Below are 25,557 nucleotides of genomic sequence, written 5' to 3' on the forward strand. Positions count from 1 at the left end.
GCATATTATTTTAAAAGAAATTTTATTTTGTTAGCTTGATGGGCATGTGGTGGTATCCCTACTATAAATTTTATATTATATCCAATTACAATATCTTATATTGTAATTGGATAATTTCTTTCATAAGTAGTTACTAGATAAGCTAAATATTAATGTATAAAAATTATTATTAAAGTAAATACTAGTTGAAAAAGTTATAAGAAGGAGGTTTAAGTTAAATAAAACTTTGAAACTTTCGATAAAAATTAATTATATAACGAAAATCACAAAAGAAACAGCAACTAGATTTTTCATATAATAAATAGAAAATCGGGTATTGAGTAAAAAAATTTCTAGAAATACATACAAATTTTATAGGTTAAAAGGAGGTAATAAAAATGAAATCGAAAAGTTTTGTAACTTCATTTTTTATTGTGCTTTTAATGGTAGTGGTTGGCTGTGATAAAAAAGGGGTACAACCAGTGGCAATTGATGATAAAAAAGATAAATGTGATATTTGCAACATGTCTGTTACAGATAATCAATTCGCAACTGAAGTAATTCTTGAAAATGGAAAAGCAATAAAATTTGCTGAAATTGGTTGTATGTATAAATGGATGGAACAACATCAAGAGGATAAGTTACAAGCAAAATTTGTAAGAGATTACAACTCAAAAGATTGGGTTGAATTAGAAAAAGCAACATTTGTTTATGATAAGGATATTTCAACACCGATGGCTTACAACATGATTTCTTTTCAAAATAAAAAAGATGCAGAAACCTTCGTTTCTAAGAGTAAAGGTAAGTTGTTAACCTCACAAGATTTAGAAAATCATAGATGGGAAATAAACAAAAATATGATGATAAAAATGCACGAAGAACTGGGGGAAGGTATGAATCATTCACATTAGTAAAAAAAAGATATACTATAAAAGTAATTCTTTAGCATGATGTTAAAAAGTAATTGGTTGAAAACAAATAAGTTAATTCTATTGCAAAGTATCTTAGTTCCAAACTAAACGAGGGTTTGTGACTATCTAGTATATACGTACGAAAAATTTTAAAAACTTATTGTACGTCAAGAACAGGAGTCCAGTCTACGACTTCTGTTTTATTTGTATAAGGCAGTAATTTTTTCAATTTTTTTCAAGGTACCTGAACCATGACGAGGGATTTAAAATTCTATGGATTTGAAAAAAGCATCACTTTCCTTAAGAATAGCACATATATCTATAAATAATTGCAATAGCCACCGACTATTAAATAAAAGTCTTGATTGAATTCTACATTTTTAAGACAGTTCGTGTATTACGCTCTACTATTGTACGTTTCCCAAAATTTATCAGATTATCATTTTTTCAGCATAATCTACTATGGTCTACTATATTTTTTACTTTGAACGGGAAGCCATCCCTTAAAGTGTAACTAAAATCCTAAGGATTTTTAGGAACTAATTTTTCAATAGCGTTTTCATAGATTAACACTTAATTTTAAAATGTGGTGCAGCTGCAATAGTAGGTATACTAATTAGATACCTCTCAATATCAAATACATATTCACTCATGGTTGTTTTTTATTTGAAATTCATAACTAGAAATACTCCAAACATATTTTCTAAATTTTAACTCCAATTGAATTCTATTGCTTGATATACCTGTAAAAAGTAAAGTAATTGTCATTATTCGTATTTTTTTTAGATTAGATTAATTCCTTTCTAGGTGAGTAATACAATAAAAAGCGCCTAGTGGAGGTATTATTTTATAGCAATGATACTAATAAAAATACATTATTAAAATGTTATATAAGAATTAATTCGAAAATACATAGTTGTGACAATGATAAAATAAGCTTTAAATATGATCAGACTGTACATTACCAAAAGTACATTCTGCTTTTAAGGGTACACTAGTCCAATACTTTAATGCTTCTAATGGAACACCTACTGTTAATCCTGTACAACCACAACCTGCATAGTTTTGAAATGAATCGAGTTTATTAATGTGGCTGTAACCAGCAACGTGCATAAATTCATGAATAGTAGTCCGACACAATTCCGTAAAACCATTATTACTACTTAGAAGTGTATTTAAATTGAGAGTTATTTTGTTTCCTAAAGCACCTCCATTTAGAGTAGGATCAGTTTCTGGATAGATTAACATATTGGTTTTTAATGCTTCTGTTAAAGCTAATTTTTCATCATCTTTTAGAAAAGGAGATGCTGAAAATGACCTTATTACCTCGTTAATTGCCTTTCGAATAATAAATTCATTATCCCATGTAAAATCATGATATTCGTAAAATTGAGCATTAAAATGTATATCTGGAATCCCTTCATGACTACAGTATCCTTCTTTAAAAGCTATTAAGTTAATTGAGTCTTCATCATTCAATAATGATTCTTCACTAAAAGTAGGAAAACCACCTGGGTGTGTGCCTAAATCATGCAAATACCTATTTACTGCGAAAAACCTAGATTTTACAGAAGTTGTGATATCTTGAGCATAATTTTTAAGTGTTAATACAGGAACACTTATCAAATCCGCTGCATTTTCTCGAATGAAAATGACACCGTTAGTTACTATTCCATTATGCGTTCCTTGTTCAAAAGTAGGAATGGCACCAATAAATTCCTCTCCTATTCCTGGGAGTTGATTTACCTTTTTAATCATGTCTTCTACATTAGTAAGCCGAAAAGCATCTGTTTCTTCTATTTCTTTAGGTACGATACTTTCAGAATTTTTATTAATTCTCATTATCCCAACGTTCCAATAGAATTCAGATTTGGTTGAATCACCTGAGAGAAATCCGCCTTCAAATCCCTCCGCTATAGAATAGCGATTAACTGCTGTAAATTGCTTGAGAAAATCGTCCATTAATCCATCCCCTTTAACTGTTCTTTTGCCATTAATTTGAATATTAGTGTTATTTTCTATACTCAAAACTTTATATTAGTAGAAATTGGTTGATATTATCATTTTTCTTTGAGTTATCGTGATGTATCTGAATTCTTGAAAAACATGAGGTTTATGTTCACCCAACAACTAATATACAATAAGTCCATAAACTTTGGTTTATGTTTATTTACAAATTTGTTAAACACGCTAATTTTCTCTTGCAATTACATTTTTCTTAATAGTGAATGTATTATTAAATAATATTTACCTAAAGAATTAGTTTATACTAAGTTTCCTTTACATTTTATAGAGAACTTGAAAGGACACATATGAGATGTCCTTTCAAGTTCTTTAAATAGGATTTAAAGTATAATAATTTATTCTCCTATGATACGACCCAAACTCATACAAATAATCTAAAACGAGAAAATTAACGTGTCTAGATTAAAATGTGCAGTTTTTTATTTTGAGAGCTCTATTATGGATCCATCAAACTTCTTAAACTACCTATTGGTTTAATTCTATAAGCCACAGGTGGTTAAATAACCCTCTAATCAACAAATTATTCTGATTATCAGCAATTTTAATGATATAAGATTATATATTTGATTTTACATTATTTTTATAATCATTCTCAAAGTTAGGCCAAAGAGAGTATAGTTCCCTGAGTTTTTCGACATCGTGTATGAACCAATTATATATCCAATGGTTATAACTTTGAATTATACTTTCTTCGTTTTGATTTTCTTTCAATACTTTCGTGGCCAAGTATCCCACCATCATCCCATTCATAATAGCTTTGAGAACACCATGTGAAGAGGATGGATCAAGTACAGTAGCAGCATCTCCAACTAAGAAATACCCTGGTCCTCCAGGTTGAGTAGTCGCTCTCCACGTCACATCTGCTCCACTCAATTTTCCTAGAGGAGTAAGTCCTTGGAATTCCTCAGGAAGCCAACTTTTTTCTAAACTTTCTTTAGCGACAGACAATCGTGTCCATTGGTAGACTTTAGGGCGAACCTTAGCCGTCCATGTCCAACCTTTAATGTCTGCAATTATAGCTGGTGCATCATCTCGAGGAGGACATTTACCTTGCACATATCCAAAACGTGCAATAAGTTGGGGTGAATATTTTTCAATTTTGAGCCCCAACTGTTGAGCTAACCATTGTCTTCTCCCAGTTGCATCTATCAGGTATGATGCACGTAACTCATTATTAGGGATTACTAAACCTATAACACGATTTTCCTTTAAAATTGGACGTAATGCATGACAAGGCTGAATTACCTTTACCCCTAAAGACATTGCATGTTTTAATAAAATATCATCAAAATTGGCACGCCAAACTTGAATACCATGCCATGGGCCATTCTCGTCTGAACCAAAGGGAGCGAAGTAAAGTTTGCTATCCCACTTTATCCAATTTCCTTTATGACGAAGAAGTCCAATTTTTTTCATTTTCTCCCAAACACCTAACTTCATTAAAAGAGGCTCAATTCCCGGATGAAGTGTTTCCCCTGGTCGATAACGTGGAAACTTTTCTCCCTCGACTATAACTACGCTTAACCCTTTTTGAATACAGGAAATAGCAGCAGCAACTCCAGCTGGACCACCTCCAACAATAATAATGTCATAATTAGAGGAACTTAACATTCTCGCAATCCCACTTTTCGTTTCCTTTTTTAAATAAGATATTTTTTTCATCAATAAAAATTATAGATTTTTCTTTAATTTTAAATCTAGCTTTCACAGAATTCACCATAATAGGTTGTGCATCATTTTTATAAATTTCAAAACGATAGATATTTTCTGTTAGTATAGTACCAGTCTGAGATTGAGCTGTTTTTAATTCATCGTTAGAAGAAGAAACTTTTTGGAATGATAAAACCCTCCATTCCCCTTTTCTTCTAGTTATTTCTCTGCGTCCACGTAAAGTATTCCGATCTAACCCTTCTAACTTAACCCCTAAAAATTTATAAACAAATGCCATGTTGAGCACTCGATTTGCATATTCCTTAGTATCAACAAGACCTGTAAGTGACAGAGTAAATTTATTTTCCAGTGCATTATCAATATAATTTACGTACTCCATTGTAGGATATTCAATAAATTCTTCCCCATTCTTTGAAATGACTTTAGGTCCTATTACTCCATCCCAAGGAAGATTTCCTACTTGTCCAATCTCTTCATCTGTAAGAGGGCTGACTGAAGGATATGGTTGTTCGAATGTACGTGCTGCATCTGGAGCAACTGCAGGCCAAAATGTACTAAGTGCTGCACAAAGTTTTGAATCTTCAGGGAATGGACTACCAAGACCATAAGCTGCAAGAAATTCTACATCATGGTCACTTTGGTCTACACTCACATCCCATCCTGGTGCAAAGACACCAGATGCCGCATCTGGTAAATAGGAATGCCTAGTTGTTCTTAATACATTAATATTTGTGGCTTGTGCAGGCTCCCCATAAGGTAAAGATATGATTGCCGTCATTGTATCATCCGATTCTATAAAATTGGCTTCTTTCAACTCAAGATTGGCCGCAACTCTATTATCCGACAAGGTATACGGGTCTATTTCCCAAAGATAATTTTGCAAAGACTTAGGAAGTGATTGTCCCCACTCCAACAGTTCCCATTGATCACAATTTGGGAAAAAATCTGGTGCCGTTACCAAAGAATAAGCTGAATACGCTGTATGCGATTCATTATCTAATCCTTTGCATACAGCCCCAATCCATCCATCTCCTGTATAGTCTATATAATATGGCGCATTGTATCCATTGATTTTCATGCTTTTAACTTCATCATAATCCATATCATTAAAACTTTTAGATTTCCCATCCACAATAGCATGATGAACATGAACATATTCAGGTGCTGAACGATGCCGTCCATTATGACTATTAATCAACAAGCTTCCATAAAAAGTTTCAAGTTCTTTAGGAACATTAAAAGTAAATATCTTATCATTATCTTTCGCTATTTCTACTAACCTAGAATGTGGAATGGGTACAAGGACATTAGAACCAAAATTAGTTTCATCGGAAAATTCAGCGATTCCATCTTTAATTATAAAAGGGAAAGTTTTGTTATTATATTCATAATACTCCGGTTCATTATCGTACTTTTTGTTTAATTCTTGATGTACGCGATATAACTTTTCATTAACATGATGTGCTTCTAAAGTTACATGTAAATCATAATCTTTGATACATTCTGTACCACTAAAAACTTTATGAATAGGAACCCAGAATTCTCTCTCCATGTCATTCTTTTCTTCTTCCTCGTGATGTTTATTAAAACGCATCGGACCAAATTCATTTTCATTTCCTAAACGTTTAACCGCGATATAAACTGAATAACGAGCAGGTAAAACACGGAAGGCAAAATCATTTCCTTCTATAAAAGGAAGAAAGCCTCTATTTGGTGGATGATAAAGAGGAGCTGCTGTTCCAACTCGTGCCACACCAGTACGAGAAAAACATAAATCTGCATGCTTGCGATGAACAGTTTCCGGTGCAGGTCGATATTCAGTTGCAAAGACTACAAGTGCTAATTCATCCCCTACACGTGAAATAAGATCAGATTTAGAAGGTGGCTTAATACCAAAAACATAGTTCTCTATAATCTCAAGTTCTGCTAACGTAGGAAACACTTCTAATTGCGAGCCATCTACTCCTATAGTCACATTGGGTGAAGCAAGTGCATGATAAAGCAAACTCCTTGCAGGTTGTCCTGGTTCAATACCTCTCCTTCCTTCATAGGCAAAATCTTCAAACCCTCTAGCAGTTCTGTCAATTTTCAACTCCCTTAGTAACTCCACTTCTAAATCTTGAGCTGAAATATCCAATCCATGTTTATCATAAAATAGTTTCCCCCAACCATGCGGAGAAAGTCGATTACATATTTGCTTAACTTGTTCTTTTAATGTAGGCATTTTTTCTTCCTTTCATAAAATCAAGATTTCTCAATTCAAAACTACATTTAGTATTATCCAATTAACAAAAAAAAATTCTTTTGTAATTACTTTTCACTTAGAAATGGTTCTATTGCAAAATTTCAAAAAGAAAATTATATTTTTGCAAAATTGAAAGCGCAACGGGAAGTGTCATTTGAAAAAATTAAAATTTAATATATAAATAATTATTGAGTTGCTATCTTTTTAGCTTTGAAATCTCAATTACGGTATACAAATAATCGAGGCTATCCAATAATAGTTTGCAATCATACACAAACAACTACTGAAAATTAAACGTTTTAGCTAATAACCAAGTAATTATAAAATTTTTTTGAAAGTGTTGAGAAGAATATATTACTCTTCCCTGATGGTAAAAGATTAACACTGTTTTTCTTGAATGGTTCAGGATTTATAAATTACGTATCTCACCTTTAATAGCACAAGACTTTTACAACTAATTTTGTAACCAATCAAGTACTTTTTCTGATACAACAGGATGATTCAAATATCCATATAATTTATGGGGGTTACATTTCCCTTTCTCATCTACCCAAAATGTGTAGATTTCAGGCTCATCTGTAATACTTCTAAGAAGATTCCTCTCAAGCATTTGATGAAAATCATCCTTTATGTCACCATCATGTGCTACAAAATCATCTACAGCTCGAATATTAATCCAATTCATAATGTTAGTTGGGTACATTCCATCATTTGGTTCGTTTGAATCATAGAGACTTTTTTTCACTGCAGGCTCGCCTAATGGATTACCTAATGTCATCCACAATGAAATTTTTTTCTCCCACAAATCTTTATATTCACTCATCCTAGAAAACTTCCATAAAACGTCATAAGAAACCATGCATCCCATGCTATGTGATATTAAGGCAATATCATCATTTGCTAATAAAGATTCCCTTAAAATTGGTTGCAAACGTTCACGAATTTGCGACCCTACTACCCTGCTAGTTAGATAAGAACCTAAATCTGGAAGGAGTTTATTTATTACTTTTTGAGTTATTCCAATTAAAGATAAGAAGGGGCTCGCAATTGTAGCTAAATCATCACCAAATTTTATAATTTCTTGTTTTTCAATTAATCGATCATAATCTTCTTTTGTGTGCTTTTCAAGGGGTCGTTTTATTAGTTTTTGTAAGGGTTTGTTGTAAGTATTATTTGGAACATACCAATTATCTGGAATCCAAACAAGTTCTTTTTTTAATTCCGGTCTATTTTTCACCAATATCTGGTTTAAAATATCACCATAGTATACAACCGTTACTTTTACATCACCAACTTCAATTGCTTTTGCCATTTTTTTATTTATTCGCTGGATTCCATTTATTAGAGCGTTATTAACTAAAGTTTGCTTTATAGATTGTTGTGGTTTTGTAGATCTTCCATGAATAATGATTATATGTTTTTTTCTTGTCATAATTATCTTTCTCCTGTTGCACAAAGCTATGATGCGAAAGTGCAAAAATTTATAGTTAACTTGAAGAATTCAAACAATAGGATGTGTCATATTTTTATTTTTATTCAAGCTAAGATAGCAGTTAATCTAAAAGCTTACTCTTACTATAAAAGAAATCTCATAAAAACTTTTGGATGGTAGAATATACTCCTAGGCCATTCTGATGTATTAGCCACATACTTAAAAATGCTAATCCTATTATCCTTATTTGCCTCAGCGTTTTAAAAAGTTAAATCATTTCCATTCGTATCAGCTTGTAATATTTCATTGCAGGGCATATAAAATAAACATTAAGATATTTTTGTATTGAATTAATATTCAAATTAGAATCAACTTATTTTAGCAACTTATTGATTGTATAGAGATTATTAACCGTAACAAACTAATTCAGACTATATTTTAATTGGAGGGAATAATTATGAACAAGTTTTTACAAAAAAGTATAGCTATTATGTTTATAACTATAATTTTCATGTTAGATTTACCAACAGTTAGCGCACAAGTTTATACTGCAAAAGTTCAAAAAGTAGTAGATGGTGATACCGTTCGGTTAAACCACCCTATTCTGGGATCAAGAAATGTTAGGTTATTATCTATTGATACACCAGAAACAAATTTTCAAGGAAGAAATCAGGGATCACATGCATATGCAGCTACAAATTATTTATCTCAACTCTTACCAGTTGGAACAACCATAAAAATAGAATTAGGAACAGAACCAAAAGACCAATTCGGTCGACTTTTGGCTCATATTTATAAAAGTGATCTAGATATTAATAAAGAAATGATACGAAAAGGTTATGCAGTAACTTATTTTATTTACCCCAATTTAAGCCATTTTGGTGAATATCAGAATGTTTTGGTACAAGCAAAAAATCAAAAACAAGGTATCTGGAATCCTAATTCCCCATTAGAGGAATTGCCATTTGAATTTAGAAATAGAATTTCTCATAGAGCACCAACTAAGTGGGTAGTAGATTCTCATACAAAGGAAGTCTTTGCCCCTAACAAATACTTAAGTGTACCAATTGAAAGAAGAATTTTCTTCATGTCTGAACAAGAAGCAAGAGCTTCTCTAGATGAACTAATCGATAAGTAAAATTAATAAAAGAGCCTATTTTATTTTTAAAATAGGCTCTTTTATTATGTTGATAAATTTTCAGTTCTGTTGTAAAGTCATTTCAAACTTATTAAATAATTTCTCTATAAAAACATAGGCAATAGGATAGCCTCATTTCTTTTTACGAATTTCATTAAATGTTTTGAGATTTACTTTTTCCTCATCTATCGTCATATTTATTTTCTGTTTCGGATTTGCTGTTACCACCCAAGCATTCGGTAAATAACGATCTTCATGAGATAATGTAGAAGGTGAGTTTATAACCTTGCCTCCTAAATATAGCGTAGCAGAAGAACCTCCATCCATTGCCATTGCATTTATAGCTCCTTTTTCATATAGAATATCTTGACACTCTTTTAACGTAGCTCCTATACTATGCGTCTGTCTACCGTCAATAACTAGAAACATAATTGTACCATCTTCTTTTTGGGCCATAATACTTCTTGGAGCCGAACCCCAACCACCGTCTCCTTCTGTAATCATTTTTTCTCCATTTACAATTAACTGTGGCATAAATCCAGCTGCGGAAACGACTTGTTTATCCAGAAGTTGTTGGGTAGAATAATTTCCTGTTATCATTTGACCAAACTTTGTTAATCCCGTAATAATTGTAGGGGCATTTCTATCCATATTTGTATCAATAGCTTTCCCATTTTCTATCACAATTCCAGTAGCAACATTTCCTCCACCCCTTCCTGTTTCATCAGCAAATCCACTTGCATTCACAGCAACAAGTGCATGATTACGTTTTGCCATTACACTAATTTTTTCTCCCCTGTTAGCACCCTGTGTTCCTTGATGGCTAACAAGTTTAACATTGAAAGGATTACTAATAGTGACTAACTTTCCTTCGAAAAGAAAGCGACTATCTTTATTACTTTTAATCGTTTCTACATCAATTTCTAATGGCTGATTTTTTAATTCTTCTAATCTTTTTCCTACTATTTTTTTATAAATATGCTCATCACTGTTTGACCATTTCGGATGATTAATTCTATCTTGCAGTTTATCTAGTTCCTTTTGGGTTAGGAATGTATATTTCGCATATTGTGGATGCTGAGAAGTTAGTATACTTCCAGCGATTGTTATACGAAGCTCTCGGCCATAGCTAGTACCAAATAATATTCCTATGCCAATAATCATGAAAATAGAAAATAGAAGCAAAATTCGTTTGAAGATTTTTCTTAGATGTTTCATAGTTTTATCCTCCGGTATTAATTACATTCAATGAATCCTTTAAAATATTTTTTAATAAAGACAAAAGCGTTTATTTTCCTCATTCCCGAGTTCCCCACTAAGTCTTAGCAAGCAATGCAAAATACTTATTTTACATTTCGTATTTATTTGAGTGTATACTTACAAATTTAATAACGTTTTTGCAACCATGAAATAAATTACTAATCCTGTTCCGTCAACAAATGTTGTAATAAATGGACCTGAAACAACTGCAGGATCTAGTTTTAATTTTCTTAGAATCAAAGGTAAAACAGCTGCAACAAGAGAGGCCCAAATAACAATAAATAATAAAGTGATTGCTACAACTTGTGCAACTTCTGTTCCAACTCCTAACATATAAGCGCGAGTGAGCCCAGCTATCCCAAGTGCAAGTCCAAGAAGCATACCAATTGCAAATTCCTTTTTCATTACACGGAAAATGTCCTTAAATTTCACCTCTCCAATACCAATTGCACGAGTAATTGTTGCTACAACCTGTGTTCCTGTATTCCCTCCAGTACCTACTAATAATGGAACAAAGAAAGCAAGGGCAACTACAGTTTCAATTTCGTCTTCAAAATACTTTAATACAGTACCTGTATATGCCTCAGCAACAAAAAGAAGTAATAACCATGGTAGACGTTTTAAGAAAATGCTCCAAATGCTAGCCTCAAAGTAAGATTGATTCAATGGTTCACTTCCGCCTAACTTTTGAATATCTTCTGTAGCTTCTGCTTCCATAACATTCATTACGTCATCAAAAGTTATAATACCAATCATTTTATTATTTGCTGTTGTGACAGGTATTGCTGCTAAATTGTAATTCAGTAGCTTTTTTACAACTTCTTGCTGGTCAACTTCAGCGTGTACTGAAATTACCTCTTGAATCATGATAGTAGATAATATTTCTTCATCTGTTGCTAGTAATAACTCATGTATGGAAACGATTCCCTTAAGATAACCGTGATTATCAAGAACATAACTATAAGATATTGATTCTACATTTTTAGAATGTTCCCTAATGTACTTCAATGTCATTTTTACTGACCAATTTCCTCTAACTGCAACAAAATCACTTGTAACAAGACTTCCCGCCGTTTCAGGTTTGAAAGTCATCAATTTTTTCACGTTATGTTTTGTAATTTTATCTAGATACGCCATTAATTTAGCCTGTTTTTCCGGCTGAACCGCTAGCAGTAAATCTACTAATTTATCAATCGGTTGTAAATTTAGTAACTTTTTAGCTTTATTTTCAGATAAGTGAATTAAGATATTATATTTTTCTTCTGCACTCATATATTGAAGAATTTTAGAGCTTTTTAATACAGGTATTGTATTTAGTAATATGACTTGATTTTCAATTGAAAACTGTTTTACTTCTTGCGCAATATCATACGATGGATGACGTAAAACTTTCTCTGCATCCAACTTATTTTTTGTCATAAGTAATTCCTTTAATAATTTCTGCATGTTAACTCCTCCTCATATTGCTAAGGGAGACTCTAGAGTTTCATGAGTGGTTTTGTTTTATTTTATCTGTCTTAAATTTTTTATTAGAGCAATAATAGTTACATTGCAATCAATTCATTAGTTAGAATTACCTCCTTTTTGAATATAGACCAGATAAAAATAAATAAAATTAAACAGAAAAACCTTTACTCAAAAAGGAGTAAAGGTTTTTTCACAATACAAATAAATGATTATTAAGACCGCCCTGCCAAAATCACAGAGGTGCCTTTCTATCAAATCGTATACCACTCCCTCGTTGAGTTTTAGCACTGTATAGCATAGGTTTTTATAACCAGCTACATTAAGAAGGGCCTTAATCCGACCGTTCCTGTTGACCCATTGGCGTCTCTCGACATTTTTGGGCAGCAGCGTTTCTCTATACAGGAGCCTCACCTAACAAAGTTTATTGAATTACTTCAAAATTTAAACCAGAATTTAATATTTGTCAACTGACTTTCAATTCCATTCATAAAAAAATCTTTTATAGAAAATGAAATTATATTTTATTATAAATTTAAAATCCCCCTTAAAAAACATAAAATTCAAATAGATTTAATTCGAAGAAACGTTATAAAACTTATGAAACTTATTGTTTTTAATCAAATTCCAACTTTATAACAAAAGATGAATAATTAGTCATTCTGTATATCAAAAGAACAGTCAAAAAAATCTTCTTTTATGATTAAAATTTTATTTACTGTATATCAAATTTATATGGTTAAACTACTTAATCAAACAATACACTACAAGTCAAAAATATGTACTTATACGGAATGATTACATACATTTTTTCATATCATTTCTCAAAGGACTATAAAGCAATAAAACAAATACTAGTAATACGGTTGCTTGACAAGCAAAAAAAATATATTTATGCTTGCTACACGAAACAAACACATAAAATTTATATTGCTTAACCTGTTAGGTGAGGCTCCTATGCAAACACAGGCTATTGCCCAAAAATGTCGAAAGACGCCAATGGGTAGAACAGGAATTGTCGGATTAAGGCCCTTCTTAAGATAGCTAAGTAATGAATTTTCATTACTTTACGTTGTATAGTGCCAAAGCTCTACTAGGGGGAAAAAAGCCTTATTTAGTCATGCCATTTTGAATCCCTCTAGTTACATACTAGGGGGATTTTTGCGTAAAAAAACAGGGAGTAAGCGATAGAATCTTCCTAAACAAAAGTCATATTTAGTAATTGACGAGAACAAGATTCTATTCATAAGCAAATGTAATATTATGTTTTGTTTTAAATCAGGAGGATATTAAAATGAAAAAAATATTAAAACTCGATTATCTATTGCTCCTTCCTCTATTCATAACATGTACTTTAGGTATTATCATGATGTATAGTGCAAGCTCCATTGTCGCTGTCCAACATTACGGTTATAACAGTAGACATTTTGTTGATTCTCAATTAACAAAGCTACTATTAGGAACAATAGGGTTAATAGTTTGTGCTTTACTCCCATATGAAATATGGAAAAAAAGAATAGTCTCAATCTGTATTATGGTTGGGGGGATTTTTTTATTAATTATGGTTTTATGGAAAGGAAAAGTGGTAAATAATGCTCAATCATGGATCTTTGGAATACAGCCAGCTGAATTTCTTAAATTAGGAACAATACTTGTAACAGCCCGTTTTTTTGCATTACGACAAGAAGAAGCTAAAAATAACTGGAGTGGTATCGGAAAACTTTTATTTTTTTTAGCTACAATTTTTTTTCTTATCTTTAAACAACCAAATTTAGGATCTGCACTTTTAATATTAGGTATAGGTTTTAGCATATTTCTTTGCTCAGGAATAAATATAAATCTACTAATCAAAAGAACTATCATCAGTTCTATTTTGTGGTTACCTATTTTATATTTCTTGATTCAATATAGTTTGTCAGAAGTTCAAAAGACACGTATTACTACAATTTTCAATCCCTTTCTTGATGCGCAAGGAAATGGATACCAGCTTGTAAATTCTTTTATTTCCATTGGCTCTGGAGGAATCACTGGTCGTGGATTTGGAAATAGCATACAAAAAACAGGTTATCTTCCGGAACCACATACTGATTTTATAATGGCAATAGTTTCTGAAGAATTGGGATTTATCGGTATATTTATTCTATTGGTTGGAGTTTTGACTATAGTACTTCGCTCATTAAAAATTGCACAATTATGTGTAGATCCATTCGGCAGTTTTATAGCAATTGGTATAGGATGTATGATTGGTATGCAATCTGTTGTAAATTTAGGTGGTATTACAGGACTATTTCCTCTTACAGGTACTCCATTTCCATTTGTAAGTTTTGGTGGAAGTTCTTTAATGGTCAATTTAATAGCAATGGGAATATTAATTAATGTTTCAATTTTCAATAAAATTAAGTTTGATAATCTTAATATATAATTTTTATATTTTTATTTAAAATTTTTTAAAGTTCGACCTCATTAATTAATCTATATTTAAAGAATTTCTAATTTATTTTTAACTGTATAAATATTAATATTTATGTTCCTTTTAATACGAAAAAAGGCAGGCATAAACTTATGCTTGCCTTCCGTTCTCATAAGCAATTACACCTAAAACAACGTGAGGTTAACCAAATCTAGATACTGTCTTCTACGCCCTATTTTTTACTTTTCTAAAACAATTTCTGCTATTTCATTAGCATATTTTTTAGAGTCAAATCCATCATAGTTACTTAGTACTACAACAGACAAATATTCTTCTGGAAACCGCATAAATTGAGAACGGTAACCTGCCCAGCTTCCTGAATGCTCCAAATATCGACAGTTAAAACCTTCTGCAAGCCTTAGCCCAAAAGCATACTCTTCATTATCAATAATCGTCTCTCCAGCTGGAGAAAATTTCGGACCTATTTCGCTCATTCTTGTAACAAGTTCTTTTCCACCAACGGTGCCTGTAGTTAAATTTTCTCCCCATCTTACAAGATCTTCAACATTTGTATGAACTGCTCCATCACCTGAATGTTCCCAAGGGCTTTCATAGATTTTATATGTTCCTTGCTCATTCCTCGAATATCCACTAGCAATTGAAATAGTAGTTGGATAGCAATCCACAATCGTTGTGTCTTTCATGTGTAAAGGATCAAAAATACGTTCCTTTGCAAACTGACGTAGGGACTTACCACTTACCCTCTCTACTACTAGTGACAATAAAAAATATCCTGTATTGCTATACTCAAATTTTGTGCCAACAGGGAACCTTGCAATTTGATGACCATTAAGGTGTTTTAGTGATTCTTCCACAGTTAATGTATCAGTAAATTTAATATTTGCTGCTTCAGCCAATGCCATATAATCAACTAGCCCACCAGTATGATGAATTAGATGTCTCAATGTTACAGATTCAGCATATGTTCCTATAAAAGGGACAAACTTTACAATTGAATCATCTAAACTCAACCTTCCCTCTTGTTCTAAGAGCAATATAGAAAACGCTGTAAATTGTTTAGAAACTGAGGCGATATTAAAAACGCTCTTTGTGGTTATCGGCAGATTTTCCTCTATAGAAGCTAAGCCAACTGCACCTTTATACGTTACTCCGCTATCAAAACTAGCAATATATGCAAAGCCAGGTGATTTGGGTGAAAACTTTTTAAATAATTGTTTAATCAATTTATGTGCCTTTTCATTATATGTATTATTCATCTTAATCACATCCCCTTTCTTTTAAATAATTAGAAATAGATTACCTTATTATCTTTCTCATATTGAGTCCAATTAACCTTCATATCCAATGTTTGATATAGGAAATATCTCAAGATACTCCATTTTAGTTTCCGAGGAAACTAAAATGGAGTATAATTATATTTGCGCAATCGATATCGTTTACAAATCCATTGTGCAAATTCTTGTATTAGCTCTTAATTAAGTAGAAAATGGAGGTAATGACATGGAAAATTATTATGATGTAGCGGTAGTTGGCAGTGGTCCGGTTGGACTTATGACAGCATGTGAATTAGCTATTCAAGGTGTAAAAGTTGTCGTTTTAGAAAGAAGATTAAATCGGATACAAAATTCTAGAGCACTCACACTTCACCCCCGCTCCTTAGAATTAATGGCTATGAGAGGTATTGAAAATCGATTTTTATCTAGAGGGAAGAAATCAGATACAAGCCATTTTGCTGCCCTAGATACCAGATTAAACTTTAAAAATTTAGATACTGATTTTCCATATACGCTTTTTATTCCCCAATCTATTACAGAAGAAATATTAGAAGAGCGTGCGTTAGAATTAGGTGTAGACATTAAACGTGGTCATACTTTAAAAGATTTAAAACAGTATGAAACATTCGTACAACTAGAAATAGAACAAGGAGAAACAATATATAAAATAGAAGTTCCATATGTAGTAGGCGGTGATGGCGCAAGAAGTGTAGTTCGTGAGTTATCACATATACCTTTTAATGGAACAGATACAACAACTACCGCTATATTAGGCGATGTCATTTTAGAACATGTACCAAATAACCCATTTTTTTCTACATCTAATATAAATGGGATACTAATAATGGTACCTATTGCACCTAATGTATTTCGCTTTGCAATTGTAGATCCTAAGAATCAGACAATACCTGTTCATGTTGCTGTAACAGAAAAAGAACTTATAGATAGTATCTATAGTATTACAGGTGAACATATTCAAATTAAAGGCTCAATATGGCTTTCTCGTTTTGGGAATGCAACCAAACTAGCAAATACTTATCAACATAAGCGTGTATTCTTGGCAGGTGATGCAGCACATATTCATTTCCCTGCAGGAGGACAAGGTTTGAATGTAGGCTTACAAGACGCTTTTAATTTAGGATGGAAATTGGGACTCGCTATAAAACAAAAAAAATATGAAAGCCTATTAGAAAGTTATCATATTGAACGACATGCTGTGGGAAGACAATTTTTCAAGGAAGTACAAGCACAAGAACAATTAATGATAAACTTTTCAAATGCAGGTATAGAATTAAGAGAGTTATTCTCGCATTTACTCACATACCCAGAGGTGAATCAAGATTTAGCTGAAAGAGTAAGTGGCTTGGGAGTTATATATACTTCTATGTATACTAAAGAACGGCACCCATTGACAGGGAAAAGATGTACAAATTTGACTATTTCTTCTCAAAATAAGAAAACTTATAAACTCTTTGAATTGATGCAAGATGGTAAATATATTTTATTAATACATCCGTCTTATAAAGAAGAAATAGATAAAATGAACATTGATTCGCACACAAAGGTGGTTGTAGGAGAAATACAGGATTCTCAGTTAAAAAATATAGATGTCATTTTAATTCGTCCCGATGGTCATATAGCTTACATTGAGTATGACAAAAGAGATAAATGTAAAAAAACAGAAATAAAATTGAATAATTTTTAAAAATCCTATTTATTAGTATAGATGGTTTTATACTAAACCATTTATAGCATAAATTTAGAGGTTTCTAGTATGAACTTTAAAACACTAGAATTTAAAATGACCCCCACAACTATTAGCGGGGGTCATTTTATATTAAATAAATTGCATTGAAATCACTTTCTAACAAAATCTTTCTAATTAATTCTCTATTTCGGATATTAATACTGATATCTAGCCCGAATACTACATTCATATTTTTTCAACTCTAAAGTTATCGAGAATACTACACATCGCTTTCAAAATTCTTCGCATATTCCAATAATATATAATAATGTTAATCTAGGGCGTTCTCATCTGTTATGAATTTGAAATAGAGTCAAGATGTTTATAAGAAAGACGCGATGTTTTGAACAAAGTTGCGACGTTTCTAAAAAAGATGCGATGCTTTATCCTTTTAATCAAAGACTTCTAAATGAGCTTGATTCGGACTTTTTATAAAACAAAGAGTCCATTCAAAATGGTTTCTTTCGAGTTCTTACGAAATAAGGATTTGCAAAACATTTTTGATCAAACGTTATTCCATACCAACAGTATCAAGGATTTTTCAGAAAAATTCAGCAATCATTTCAAGAAAGTTTTTTACACCACTTTTGAACATATCAAAAAGGAATCCTTTGATACTACCAATGATACTATCTATCATCAGTCCACCTCGTTTAGTTCAAATCAACATAAACAAGTTTGTTTTGATTATCTAATTTTTGAACAATTTTTAGTTGTAGGTTTTTATCTTTTGCGTATTCTTTCGGAATTGCTAATAATATGTTTCCTTTTTCTTCAAGACTAGCATGAACTCCGTAACGGAACGAAATATGTTCTTGCTGATATTTTAAAAATTCATTCTCACTAGCTAATTCTTCATCACCTAATACAAGTCCTGAACCTTTATTGAACATAAAGGCTTCTAAAGGGTGACTTCTAGCTTTCTTGTTTGTCTCATGTGCCATATTAATGATTAGTAATTTATAATCATTTTTGAGTTTAATATTTTCTCTTTTTGTATAAGTGGTATACCGATCCCAAAAATCAAGTTCTGTTGTTTGATCAAAATCTTTCATTTCAACACTTGTAATGTTGCGAGTAAATCCAACTTCTTGCATTTCAATTTTATAATCACTATCTTTAAAAATATTGACTGGCAAATTTACAGATTCATTCTTTTTGACACTTTTTTTAATTGGTGTTTGCTGTTGCTCTTTTGATACAGGTTCGTTTTGACCACTACAAGCTGACATAGAAAATGCTAATCCAGATGCTACCAAAACCTTTACTGTATGTCTTTTTAAATCCTTCATACTTTTTCTCTCTCCCTCTTTAAATAACAAAAAGGATATGCTACAGCCTATTAAAAGCTAGAAGGCATACCTATTCCATATTTATCCTATAATACTTTTTTATGTATGCAATTTTACAATAAATTACATACAAAGTCAAAAATATTCATATAATTTTAAATATTTCAATTAGATAATCAAAGAGTTAAAACAATGCTTTATTATTTTGAAAGAACTCGTAATGTTTATAAAATGTTAACCGTTTTAGAGGAGGAATTTTAAAGTAAACATTGTTGTGGCAAGTTTTATGAAAACTTTTTTAAAATTTGTACACTAATTCACAAGAATGAATCTATTTTTCAAAATGGGTGGGTTTCTTCTATTATAAAATCAAAGTTTGCAGCATACTTTAAATCAAACTTTATTCAAATCCAACATCTGTTCCAACTGGTGATTTAAAAAAGAGTGAAAGATGTTCCATTATTTCTACTTTCCCCTAACCAATTTTCAAAGTCAATTGTATCCCATACCTCTTTCCCATCTCCTCGAACAGGAAAATCATCAATTCTTACTTTATGATTTGTATGACTGTTAGCTATCAAAAGTAACGACTAATCAAGTAAGCTCGTAATAGCTACTAAGTGGCGGGTGGTTCACTTGAATAACACTTATTAAGTTAACAGTGAGATTAGTATGAATAATCAAATCCTCAATAAAATATAGAGGAAAAATTATAATTATATTGAATATAATAACATGTTTTTAAGTATACCTTTAAAGGGGTGTTGTCGATGAGAAAATACTTCTATTTGATTGGGCAAAAAAACAAGAGGATAACGTTTCACTAACCCATAAACTGCGTGGTTCCTCTTCAATATTAGAAGGAGAGTATCAGATTGAAGAAAATTTATTTAAATCCTATTGACAAAAGTAATTGGGAAGAAGCAATTAGACTGTCTGTTAAAGAGGAACAACAAACATTTATTGCATCCAACCTTTATTCTATCGCAGAAGTTCAATTTCTAGATAACTTCTATGCAAAAGGTATTTATCTTGATGAAAAAATGATAGGATTTACTATGTTTGGGATAGATTCTGATGATGATAATTATTGGATTTACAGACTTATGATTGATGAAGAATTTCAAGGGAAAGGTATAGGCAAACAAGCTATATATCTAATTATTGATGAGATAAGACGAAATAATTACACCAATATTCCGTTAATCATGATTGGATATAATCCTGAAAACCTTACTGCAAAATTTGCATATAAAAAAGCAGGATTTATTGAAACCGAATTATCATCTTGGGGTGAACAGTTAGCTGAGTATTCCCTATAAGCACTTAAATTTTCCACAAGGACTTTTAAACTTAAAGAAATGGGTCAAATAGTTGAGCAATATAAGTAGAAATGATTAAACTTTTTATAAAAAATAATCAACTGAAAATATTAAGAGCGTGTTTTGGTTATTTTTTTCAAAACACGCTCTTTTCTTTGTCTACCTGCTAGATTCAGCAATGAAAATATTTTTAAAAGGATTTGGACTGTTAGCACTACACATACTGTTTAAACTGACAGCCAACGTATGTTTACCGCCAAGTGTACCTTCAGTAAAAGTAATGAATCCTGGAATGTCACCTGTATGTTCCCATATTGGGACACTGCTTGGAAGCTTAGTTTCATAGATTCCAAGACCGTATGATTGAACTATCCCCACTTTCACTTCGTTTAGAAGTGAGGGATTCCTAAGTAAAGAGTTCTATCGAACTCTAGTTGATTAGGCTAACCCCGCAGTCCTTGCGGTTAGAAGCCTTATCGCTTCATTCTTTATATTGATACTTGCGTTAATATCCCTATCATGGTGTGTACAACAAGAAGGACAGTCCCATTCACGTAGGTTTAAATTTTTAACGTCTATATTTTGATATCCACAACAAGAACATAATTGGCTGGAAGGAAATGTTTTTGATACGACAATGACTTGTTTGCCATACCATTTTGCTTTATATTCCAACATAGTTCGAAATTGTGACCATGATACCTCACTAATTGCTTTTGCTAACTTATGATTCTTTAACATATTCAATACTTGCAAATCCTCTATACCGATCACATCGTGGTTTTTGATGATGTCAGTTGAGATTTTATCCAAGTAATCTTTTCTAGCATTTGATATATATTCATGAATTCTAGCTACCTTAACTCGTTGTTTATTCCAGCGAGAAGATCCTTTCATTCTTCTAGAAAGAACACGCTGTGCTTTCGCCAACTTATCTTCCAATGATCGGAAAAACTTCGGATTTTTATAGGGGTTTCCATCTGACAAAATAGTGAAATCTTTTAGTCCTACATCTATTCCAATGTAAGAATGTGTTTTCGAAAGTTCTTGTACTTCTGTTTCAACTAATAGTGAAACAAAATATCTGCCAGAAGGGTTTCGTCTAACAGTCGCATTTACAATACGTCCCTCTACTTCACGACTTTTGGCAAATCGAACAAGGCCTAGTTTCGGCAACTTTATTTTGTTCCCTACAACAGCAATATTTTCATTTGTTTGTTTTGTGGTATAAGATTGTACGTTATTCTTCTTGGATTTGAAACGCGGGGCACTATTTTGTTTTTTGAAAAATCGTGTATATGCATCCGCAAGGTTGCGAACAGACGACTGAATCGCAATACTATCGACTTCTTTGAGCCAAACAAACTCTTTCTTCATGGCAGGAAGAGTTTGTTTGGCAGAGCATGTACCATATGTTAAACCTTTTCCAGTCTCTTTGTATGCGTAATCCCATAGGGATAGGATAGGAAATGATTGAATACAAAGCGAGAACAACCTATTGTTTTGTTAATTAGAATTGTTTGTGCTTGATTTGGATAGATACGAAACTTATAGGCTTTATTAATTATTATTTGATTCACCTCCATTTCAGTATATGACTATTATATACCAAACGTATATTCGGTGGATAGTGAAGTAACACTTTATGTATGTCGAACAATTAAGATGGCTTTCTGCCATCCCTTGTTCGAAGCCAATTCATCTCCCACCTACTCACTTCGAGTTCCTTGTGGAAGGAGTCTTCTTGGCTAAAATGATAAAAAAACAGAAGGAGTCTATCGTGACAGACTCCTTCTAAAAAAACAATGATTATATACATATTGGAAATAAATTTATTTTACTAATAGTGAATATTCACCATTTTTATCATCAAATTTATACACATTCAGATAATATTTCCCTGGTTTCGCTACGAATTTTCCCTTTATAGTATTTCCTTCATCTTCACCACAAGCTACGTAATTTTGCATGTCTAATTCATGATAAAGTACCCATGTCATCCCAATATTTTGTTCATTTACCACAGAAATATCTACTTCTTTTGGATCTGTAACATTAAACGTATAAACATCTGTTTGATCAGGAGTAACCAGATTTCCTTTTACAAGCGTATTAAATGAGAGTACCTTCTCTTCTTCATGGGATTCACCTGTTTGCGGATCTTGTTTTACAGTAACTTTTGTTTGTTCTTTGCTTTCTTTTCCTCTACTATCTTTTACTGTTAGTTCCACAGTGTATGTTCCTTTTTCTCCATATACATGGGTAGGATTTGCTTCTGTACTTGTTGTACCATCTCCAAAGTTCCATAGATAAGAAATAACTTTTCCATTTTCACTTTTTGTACCATCACTATGAAATTGAATCTCTTCATTTACTATCCCGCTGTATGGTCCATTCATATTTACTATAGTATTTGTTTTTTCCTTTTCCTCTGTTGCAACACCATGAAAAACAATATCATATTCAAACTGGTTAGCTGCATTCACACGATAGTTTACAAAATAGGCTGTAACTGTTTTATAACCACTCCACCCTTTTTGCGATAACTGCTCCAAAGTTTGATTTACTTGTTTACTCATCGTTTTCCAATCTTCAGACTCACCTTTTGATGTACCACCTGAGTACTTGCCTTCCACGGTAAATGTATTAAAGAATTGCGACTCATGTTTTGTAATTTTTGCATCTTTTATATTTGCTACATCCACAATTTCTTTCTTCACTTCAGCTAATGGCTTGGGTGCGTGTTGTATTAAATAATCATTTGTTACTTCTGGTACATTATATTTATCTTGATTATCAATTAACTGCTGCATATACGCTTGATATTCTGCATTCAATTGTGTATTGTTGCTCAATGATTCACGATATGAGTCATAATTTTTCACATCGTTTGCACGGATTAAATCTTGAAGCTTATCAAATGTTTCAAATTGATGATTATACAAATATGACTGTAGTGCAAAGGAATACTTATAAAAGTCCCATGATCCATATTTTGAGAACAAAGTTTGCTTTGCTGTATAACGGCTTGCTGGATCAGATGATAAGCCACTTATCATACTTTTACGCGGAACAACATTACTTGTACGTGTAGATCCTGCAAAAAATTCTGCATTCCCTTCTTGGAACCAAGTTAATCGTTCATTTTGATACATTTCTCCACTTCCAAATAAACCAGGAACCTCATACCTTCCTTGTAAATAATGAGTGAATTCATGACGGAATAACTCTTCTAAACTATAGATACTCTGCTTAGGCGTACGCTCATATGTAAAGAAAGTCCCCTTCTCTTCAATATAAATTCCACCGTTGTTTGTTTCATATCCATATAATTGTCTATTTAATTGATATTCCTCTGGATTATTATAAATTACTATTGTTAGTACATCATCAGCATTACCCGGTTCTAGTGCTTTATCATTTCCAATTACACGGTGATATTGTGCTTTTACTTCCTTGGCTGCCCAATATAATCTCTTAATTTTTTCTTCTGTTACTTTATCTCCCGTCTTAAAGACAATAGATCCGTCATCAAATGTATATGTTTTAGGTAAGTATTGTTGTTTCCCTTCTTCACGTATTTTCTGTAAATCTACTGCATTTCCACTATAATCTTTTCCACCATAGTTTGTTTTCATTTGTTCTACGGCTACAAAATATGCTCCACTTAAACGAGGATACAAGCTCATCGCTTGTGTAATAACTTCCAATCCTTTGTTTGGGTTACTATGAAATTTCCCTAAACGTCCTGCATAATAAATGCCATTATTAATTAACCAACTATTTTCATTTGTTATATTCCCCACGAGAGCAATTCTACTAACCTCATTTATAAAGTTATCAATCTTTCCATACCACATTGTTTCATTAGGTTTCTTATTCGTATCCTGTAAATAAGACTGTATATCATAATCAATTCCTTTTACAATTTCATATACAGCTTGTCCCTTTGCATAATTACTTACATACGTAGAAAGGTTATCATTATATTGTTTTAAAATATTTACCGCATACTGCACTGTTTCAGTATCACTAGAAGCATTACTAATTAATTTTCCATAAGCAGCTATTACCCTATCTTGCTCGGCTGTACCTAATGCAAAGTTGGGATTTTTTGCAATCGCTTTTAATGCTGGTAAACATTTGTCATGGAAGCTTCTCTCTTTTAAGTAACTTAATTCATTATTATAATATCCCACATAAAAAGCAGAACGTAATACTTCAACAAATGTTTCAATGCCCTTTGAGTCCTCTTTCGTAAACGATTTTCCTCGTTGTCCTAATTGATTAATGATAACGTTCATGCGTTCTCTATTCTGATAAAATGCTTTCGTATCTTGATTAAATTGAAATAAATCAGTAATTTGATTCCAAGAAATTTTTGAGAGTGTATCAATGAGTTCGTTATCAGGCATTTTATTCAGTTCTGCCAGAGAGTAGCTTTGCTTTAATTGAATTTCATCACGTTTCATAACCAGATTAGGACGTTGTGAAAAATCGCCTACTTTTAAACGCTCTTCAAAAGTCAATGTTTCGTCAGTTTTTGTAGCATGTACGATTTCATCTTTTGAAGTTTCTGTCCCAATTGGTTTCATCTGTAAGATATTATAGGGTACTTTTTCTTCTGCTGATACCTGTGTTTGAATACTTCCAAATGATAATGCTACCGTACTAATCCCAATCATCATTTGAGTAAATTTTAAATTCTTGTTCATGATGTTTCCTCCAATTATATATTCCATCACATAATATAACATTTCGCATACATCAATTATTTAAATATGTAATATTTCATATTATATTACATATATTTATAAATAATGTAATTTAGAGAGTGACATTATTGAATTACTTTCTTCTTCCCATCCTTTCATATGAATTAATTAAATTTTTTTGTTTGGGATTTACATATTCGTTATACGAAACTAATTTCTCTAGTAAGATCTCGTTAGATATTTGAAGATAATAGTTATAATTCATCAAATATAAGTATGCCTAATTACATATCTATATAGCGAGATAATACCACATGTTTGTATACACAATTTTACAATATAAATACTGCATTAAGAGTCAACCTATGACATAGAAGTCTTAGTCACTTACTCAAAAAAAATTAAAAAATCAACACTCACCAAGACCTCTGTAGGTGTGGGTGAGTGTTGATTTTTAACTTTATTTAGAAATGTAAAATGTTTAAAAATTCTACCTATGTAATTTATAAACTTACAAATAATAACGTAACTAATCCTATTCAACACATACATAGGGTACTAGCAGTTTTAAATTTTTTATCATCTAAAAAAAGAATTATGTACTTTTATACCGATACATTCTAAATAATGGCACTTACAATTATTTAAGGA

General features: G+C 31.9%; 14 protein-coding genes, 2 pseudogenes and 2 riboswitches. Of the genes and pseudogenes, 5 read left to right on the forward strand and 11 right to left on the reverse strand.

The features are described 5' to 3' along the window. Window positions 1-377 precede the first annotated feature (377 nt). Window positions 378-890, forward strand: coding sequence for a nitrous oxide reductase accessory protein NosL (locus tag N2V79_RS28775; protein WP_071729510.1), 513 nt, complete (start codon window positions 378-380; stop codon window positions 888-890). Between the two features lie 939 nt (window positions 891-1,829). Here the strand turns inward: N2V79_RS28775 and N2V79_RS28780 are convergent. The 4 genes from N2V79_RS28780 to N2V79_RS28795 form a co-directional block, all read right to left on the reverse strand. Continuing rightward, on the reverse strand, window positions 1,830-2,852 hold the full coding sequence (locus N2V79_RS28780; RefSeq protein WP_071729508.1) for a hypothetical protein: 1,023 nt from the start codon (window positions 2,850-2,852) through the stop codon (window positions 1,830-1,832). Window positions 2,853-3,470: 618 nt separating this feature from the next. Then, window positions 3,471-4,526, reverse strand: a complete 1,056-nt coding sequence (locus tag N2V79_RS28785) for an NAD(P)/FAD-dependent oxidoreductase (protein WP_071729506.1) — start codon at window positions 4,524-4,526, stop codon at window positions 3,471-3,473. Beyond that, on the reverse strand, window positions 4,510-6,810 hold the full coding sequence (locus N2V79_RS28790; protein ID WP_340720517.1) for a hypothetical protein: 2,301 nt from the start codon (window positions 6,808-6,810) through the stop codon (window positions 4,510-4,512). The genes N2V79_RS28785 and N2V79_RS28790 overlap by 17 nt, the downstream gene beginning before the upstream one ends. A 475-nt stretch (window positions 6,811-7,285) precedes the next feature. Beyond that, on the reverse strand, window positions 7,286-8,263 hold the full coding sequence (locus N2V79_RS28795) for a hypothetical protein (protein ID WP_071729502.1): 978 nt from the start codon (window positions 8,261-8,263) through the stop codon (window positions 7,286-7,288). Window positions 8,264-8,720: 457 nt separating this feature from the next. Between N2V79_RS28795 and N2V79_RS28800 the strand changes: the two genes are divergently transcribed. Continuing rightward, window positions 8,721-9,401, forward strand: a complete 681-nt coding sequence (locus N2V79_RS28800; protein WP_071729500.1) for a thermonuclease family protein — start codon at window positions 8,721-8,723, stop codon at window positions 9,399-9,401. A gap of 132 nt (window positions 9,402-9,533) precedes the next feature. Here the strand turns inward: N2V79_RS28800 and N2V79_RS28805 are convergent, their stop codons facing one another. After that, window positions 9,534-10,619: a phosphodiester glycosidase family protein gene (locus tag N2V79_RS28805; RefSeq protein WP_340720518.1), complete on the reverse strand. Its 1,086-nt coding sequence runs from the start codon at window positions 10,617-10,619 to the stop codon at window positions 9,534-9,536. Window positions 10,620-10,778: 159 nt separating this feature from the next. Further along, complete coding sequence (gene mgtE, locus N2V79_RS28810; protein WP_340720519.1) at window positions 10,779-12,107, reverse strand: magnesium transporter; 1,329 nt, start codon at window positions 12,105-12,107, stop codon at window positions 10,779-10,781. Between the two features lie 281 nt (window positions 12,108-12,388). After that, a riboswitch (M-box (ykoK) riboswitch) is annotated at window positions 12,389-12,554 on the reverse strand. A 502-nt stretch (window positions 12,555-13,056) separates the two neighbouring features. After that, a riboswitch (M-box (ykoK) riboswitch) is annotated at window positions 13,057-13,233 on the forward strand. Window positions 13,234-13,419: 186 nt separating this feature from the next. Here mgtE and N2V79_RS28815 point away from each other — a divergent pair. Further along, window positions 13,420-14,547 (forward strand): FtsW/RodA/SpoVE family cell cycle protein, encoded by a 1,128-nt coding sequence (locus tag N2V79_RS28815; RefSeq protein ID WP_340720520.1) that lies wholly within the window; start codon window positions 13,420-13,422, stop codon window positions 14,545-14,547. A gap of 227 nt (window positions 14,548-14,774) precedes the next feature. Here the strand turns inward: N2V79_RS28815 and N2V79_RS28820 are convergent, their stop codons facing one another. After that, entirely contained in the window at window positions 14,775-15,812 is a 1,038-nt protein-coding gene (locus N2V79_RS28820) for a serine hydrolase domain-containing protein (RefSeq protein ID WP_340720521.1), read from the reverse strand. Window positions 15,813-16,056: 244 nt separating this feature from the next. Here N2V79_RS28820 and N2V79_RS28825 point away from each other — a divergent pair, with 244 nt between their 5' ends. Continuing rightward, window positions 16,057-17,535, forward strand: a complete 1,479-nt coding sequence (locus tag N2V79_RS28825) for an FAD-dependent monooxygenase (RefSeq protein ID WP_340720522.1) — start codon at window positions 16,057-16,059, stop codon at window positions 17,533-17,535. 695 nt (window positions 17,536-18,230) lie between these two features. Here N2V79_RS28825 and N2V79_RS28830 read toward each other — a convergent pair. Beyond that, the gene (locus tag N2V79_RS28830) at window positions 18,231-18,869 is read right to left on the reverse strand and encodes a hypothetical protein (RefSeq protein ID WP_340720523.1); all 639 of its coding nucleotides are present in this window, start codon (window positions 18,867-18,869) and stop codon (window positions 18,231-18,233) included. A gap of 875 nt (window positions 18,870-19,744) precedes the next feature. Here N2V79_RS28830 and N2V79_RS28835 point away from each other — a divergent pair. Further along, window positions 19,745-20,191, forward strand: coding sequence for a GNAT family N-acetyltransferase (locus N2V79_RS28835; RefSeq protein WP_340720524.1), 447 nt, complete (start codon window positions 19,745-19,747; stop codon window positions 20,189-20,191). 159 nt (window positions 20,192-20,350) lie between these two features. On the opposite strand, the pseudogene N2V79_RS28840 reads toward N2V79_RS28835, so the two are convergent. The 3 genes and pseudogenes from N2V79_RS28840 to colA all read right to left on the reverse strand — a co-directional run. Further along, window positions 20,351-20,551: pseudogene (locus tag N2V79_RS28840) on the reverse strand (peptide hydrolase); the annotation flags it as partial. A 78-nt stretch (window positions 20,552-20,629) separates the two neighbouring features. Further along, window positions 20,630-21,777: pseudogene (tnpB, locus tag N2V79_RS28845) on the reverse strand (IS200/IS605 family element RNA-guided endonuclease TnpB). A 246-nt stretch (window positions 21,778-22,023) separates the two neighbouring features. Then, a complete protein-coding gene (colA, locus tag N2V79_RS28850) occupies window positions 22,024-24,906 on the reverse strand; it encodes a collagenase ColA (protein ID WP_340720525.1) in 2,883 nt (960 codons plus the stop codon). Window positions 24,907-25,557 lie beyond the last annotated feature (651 nt).

Origin of the sequence: Bacillus sp. CH_70 (assembly GCF_038007045.1) — a bacterium.
Taxonomy (GTDB): domain Bacteria; phylum Bacillota; class Bacilli; order Bacillales; family Bacillaceae_G; genus Bacillus_A; species Bacillus_A cereus.